Raw genomic sequence first — 4,490 nt, forward strand, 5'->3', positions numbered from 1 at the left:
CAACCGCGTTTCACCAATAAGCACCGGGACCGACTGATGAAGGACAAGCAGAATTGGGACTGCTTGTTCCCGCGGTACTCAAGTGCTAATTCCTGAGCCCGGTGACCCGTCGCTAAACAGGTGAATTAGTCCCGGCAGAAGATTAGCATCAAGACCATTCCTGGTGTAAGGTTATTTTTCACACAGGGACTTGTCTATCTCGCCCTAATCGTGTAACTTTTCAGCGTTGGGGCTGCTTGTTTCCGCTAGTATTAAAAGGTTGATTTAGCGCTAACTGAATCACCCAACAAAAAAACCGCTCTCTGAAGCGGTTTTTTTGTGCCTGAAATCAGGAAATTACAAAGCAATATCCGCGGGCTGTTTTGGCTCTTGTTTGGCTTGAACGTCGAGCGGTCGCAGCTGAACCACGTCGGCGACCGACGTGGTGATCATCGACGGCGTTTCCAGTTGCAGAATGCGGCTGGTTTCCAGCAGCTCTTTCTCGGTCGCTTCGATATTGCCATTCAGTTTAGTGCCATAGGACGGGATGATTTCCCGGAATTTGGCCTGCCATTCTGCACTGGCGGCTTTTTCTTTAAAGACCGTTTCCAGCAGTTTCATCATGATAGGCGCTGCGGTGGATGCACCCGGTGAAGCCCCCAGCAAGGCGGCGATACTGCCGTCCTTCGCGCTGACCACTTCGGTGCCGAGACGCAATACGCCGCCGTGTTTGCCATCTTTTTTAATGACCTGCACGCGTTGTCCGGCCACCCAGCGTTTCCAGTCTTTTTGCTCGGCCTGCGGGAAGAACTCCTTCAGCGCGGCATGACGGTCTTCATCACTGAGCATCACCTGCCCGACCAGATATTTCACCAGATCGAAGTTACCCATGCCAACGCGGGTCATCGGCAGCAGGTTAGAACTGTTCACACTGCCGAACAAATCCCACAGGGAACCGTTTTTCAGGAATTTGCTGGAGAAGGTGGCGAACGGCCCGAACAGCAGAACCTGTTTGCCATCAATAATGCGGGTGTCGAGATGCGGGACAGACATCGGCGGCGCGCCCACGGCAGCTTTGCCATAAACTTTCGCCAGATGACGTTTCACTACATCCTGATTTTCGGTCACCAGGAATTCACCACCGACCGGGAAACCGCCGTACTCACGCGCTTCCGGAATGCCGGATTTTTGCAGCAGCGTCAGAGACGCCCCGCCCGCGCCGATGAACACGAATTTCGCATTCACCACGTGGTGTTTGTGGCTGTGTTTGAGATCGGTAATTGTCACGCGCCAGCTTTTATCCGGATTGCGCTGGATATCGCGCACTTCCTGACCGTTTGCCAGCGTGAAATTGGATTTTTTCTGCAATGCTTCGACCAGCTGGCGGGTGACTTCGCCGAAGTTCACGTCGGTGCCTGCGGTGGTGCGGGTTGCGGCGACTTTTTGCGCCGGATCACGGCCTTCCATCACTGCCGGGATCCACTGTCTGATTTGTTCCGGGTCTTCTGAATATTCCATCCCGCGGAACAGGGTGCTTTCCTGCAACGCAGCAAAACGTTTGCGCAGGAAATCGATATTCTCATCGCCCCAGACAAAGCTCATGTGCGGCACGCTGTTGATGAAAGAGCGCGGGTTATTCAGCACGCCTTTCTGCACCTGATACGCCATAAACTGACGGGAAACCTGGAAGGCTTCGTTGATCGCCACCGCTTTAGTGATATCGACAGAACCGTCGGGCATCAGCGGGGTATAGTTCATTTCTGCCAGTGCGGAATGGCCGGTACCGGCGTTATTCCAGCCGTTGGAGCTTTCCTGCGCCACGCCGTCCATGCGTTCAATCATATGGACTGACCAGTCCGGCTCGAGTTCCTGGAGGTAGGTCCCCAGGGTTGCACTCATAATTCCGCCGCCGACCAGCAATACATCAACGGATTTTTCGTCTTCTGCGGCCGCAGGCTCGCTGGCACCCAGTGAGTCACGGTTGAGAAGCATACCAAGTATCTTTCTCATGACGTCTGTTTCTCTAAATGTTCAGTTCTGTTCTTGCCGATTCGGTTAAGAATATTGTTATGGCTGTCGAACAAGAAATTAGCAAAAAAACACGCGGGATCGTTACTGAAACTTCATTTTTTAAAATGCTGGCTACGAATATAACATTATCACTACATAATTTAAAAAAGGATTTAACGTTTCAAAAAAACAGGCAAACGGGATACCGGACAGCGCTTCAGGCCGCGTCACCGCTGGATTTGAAGGATTCTGCAAAGGAGTTTTGGAGGGCTTTGGGGCGGTCAAAGAACGAGCTATTCGTGCTAAATCGGGTTTTAAGTCGCGGAATAGCAGAAAAAAGTGAGGAAAAGCGATCAACCGACGGCCTGATGACCGCCGGCATCAGGAGGCTAACTGTCGGGCATTTCCATTGAGCGGATCACCAGAAAATCTTCTGAAATACCTGCACCTTTGTCCACCTTCTGCACGTCATGTACAAACCAGGCATATATCTCAGAGGGAGCACTGTCTTCAGGCCAGGGTGGCGGCAATCCCTCATAAGCAGCGTGCCCGTAAGCCAAAAACTTTTTCGCCCTGCGTAATGCAGGAATGTAAACATCAGGCACGAGCTGACGGCGGATATCCTTGCTATCGGGCATTTCCATCGCATTTTGCATACTCAGTGCAGCACGGTGAACATCATCCAGCCAGCCCCAGTGTTTACGCAAAATATCGATTTCATTGCGAATATCACTGGCGGTCTCCTGCGCTTTTGGCGAGATGCCTAACAGGCCTGCCGACGCACCTGCGGAAGCCATCACCTGCCCGCGCTGTTTGGAATATTTTAGACACTGACTACGATACAGATAAAACTGTCTGCCCAGCCAGTCGATATAACTGTCGAGGTGCAAATTCTGCGCGGCAACGCTGAGATTTTTAAAAGGCACTGCCTGCTGATATAACGCTATCCACTGTGCGACCGATTTCTCCTTCACGCCGTTTTCCATTATGAAGTAGGAAGCGACATCGGTATCCGTTTTATCTAGAGTCTGGAAATCAGGGAAGGGAACGCCTGCCAGCGTAGCCTCACGGTACATTCTGTGTAAGGCGACCCGGCACAACTCGGCGCTCGGTTTTTGCTCATCAGGTTTTAGCCCGCCGCCCACATCTTCAGAACAGCCGGGCAGTAACTCCTCGCGGTATTTTTGCTTATCGCCGCCTAAGCGGTAAAGGCTGCGCCAGACCCGCGTTTCATGGGCCGCCGCCAGATGCAGGGCGCTTTTCACCGCAGCCGGTAACGGAGTGTCCTGATCAACATATTTATCGCCCAGCAAAATACTGATCCCCCTGATGGGGCCGCCGAATGCCCCCACAAACCAGTCCACACCGTTGTTATTACTGGCAGGCGTATGCCGGGCACAATCGAATAAACCGGCAAAAATGATCTCAACGGGAATACCCTGATAAACGTATTTATCGCCCTGTTTCTGGCAAATATCGTCGAGCAGCGTATCCAGAAACTTACGCGCCAGAGTTGCCCCGAGGTCGTAACCGAATAACGAGACCGAGATCAGCTTGATGGGCACCTGACTGCTGGCTACCGCTCTTTGATAAAAGCGTTCGAAACGCAGTTTTGCTGCGGTGATTCGGGTATCTACGCCCGTCACCAGCATGTCGGCAATAACAGGATTGTCACGCAACCAGGGAGTGGCTTCGATGCTCACTTTTTTCACTGCACTTTTCGTGATATCCCCGGTCAGCTTCGCCCATTCAGTGGGGTTAATCAGCTTTTTACCGACATCTTTTAATACTTCCCACCACTTGCCTGTTTTAAAAAATTCTATGCCTGCTTCTTTGGCAATATCACCAGGCAGATCTTTTAAGTCATCCAGTGCGCTGCCTTGCGCGCCATCCATAATGGCGTGGAGCTTAGTTGTAATATCTTCACGGAAAGGAGTACCGAGCCCCGAGAAGTAAAAAGCATTATAATTGTGCTGGGAAGTATCCTGATCATGATCTGGAAATGCCCTGAATAATCTCGCAACATTGCTCAGACGTAACTCAGCTGAGTCTTGTTCAATATTGCGATGGATACCATCAAAAAAGAAACCGATGTGCCAGGTTCTCGAACAATTACCCAATCCTGCATCAACGGTTTGCTGAGCACGATTCGCAGCAGCGACAAGACTTTCGATATCCATTAGCGATCTCCCCGTGCAACTGATTTAGGAGAAATTTCAGGATGTTTTTCGTAAGGTGACCAGGCATTGTCACTCCACCCTAATAAAACTTTATCTCCGGGGAGGAAATGAACGTGCAAATCATTCTCACCCCATTTGCGTTCGGGAAGAGGCATGACGATGCGACGGTTTTCCGTACGCAGTCCTGCATTGTATTGGGCGCGGGTTGTACTCAATGTCCAGGTAACTTCCGCCGTCTTTCCGCTGATACTGCCACAACACGTTGTTTTACCCCCACCATGAGCAAATGCATTGGGTCCAGCCACACCATTCACACTAAAT

At 51.4% G+C, this 4,490-nt stretch carries 4 protein-coding genes; 1 reads left to right on the forward strand and 3 read right to left on the reverse strand.

All coding sequences use genetic code 11. From position 1 onward, the window contains the following. Positions 1–336: 336 nt before the first annotated feature. Positions 337–1,989, reverse strand: a complete 1,653-nt coding sequence (gene mqo / locus ACJY2G_RS25390; protein WP_430324187.1) for a malate dehydrogenase (quinone) — start codon at positions 1,987–1,989, stop codon at positions 337–339. Positions 1,990–2,048: 59 nt separating this feature from the next. On the opposite strand from mqo, the gene ACJY2G_RS25395 reads away from it, so the two are divergent. Then, positions 2,049–2,402 (forward strand): hypothetical protein, encoded by a 354-nt coding sequence (locus ACJY2G_RS25395; RefSeq protein WP_430324188.1) that lies wholly within the window; start codon positions 2,049–2,051, stop codon positions 2,400–2,402. On the opposite strand, the gene ACJY2G_RS25400 is transcribed toward ACJY2G_RS25395, so the two are convergent. Together ACJY2G_RS25400 and ACJY2G_RS25405 are read right to left on the reverse strand one after the other, a co-directional pair. Next, positions 2,379–4,169, reverse strand: coding sequence for a hypothetical protein (locus ACJY2G_RS25400; RefSeq protein WP_430324189.1), 1,791 nt, complete (start codon positions 4,167–4,169; stop codon positions 2,379–2,381). The two genes, ACJY2G_RS25395 and ACJY2G_RS25400, sit on opposite strands and share 24 nt — an antisense overlap. Next, on the reverse strand, positions 4,169–4,490 hold a 322-nt coding region (locus ACJY2G_RS25405), incomplete at its 5' end, for a DUF3304 domain-containing protein (protein WP_430324190.1). The genes ACJY2G_RS25400 and ACJY2G_RS25405, both read right to left, overlap by 1 nt.

It is taken from the genome of Rahnella sp. ATs2 (assembly GCF_051851855.1).
GTDB lineage: Bacteria > Pseudomonadota > Gammaproteobacteria > Enterobacterales > Enterobacteriaceae > Rahnella > Rahnella variigena.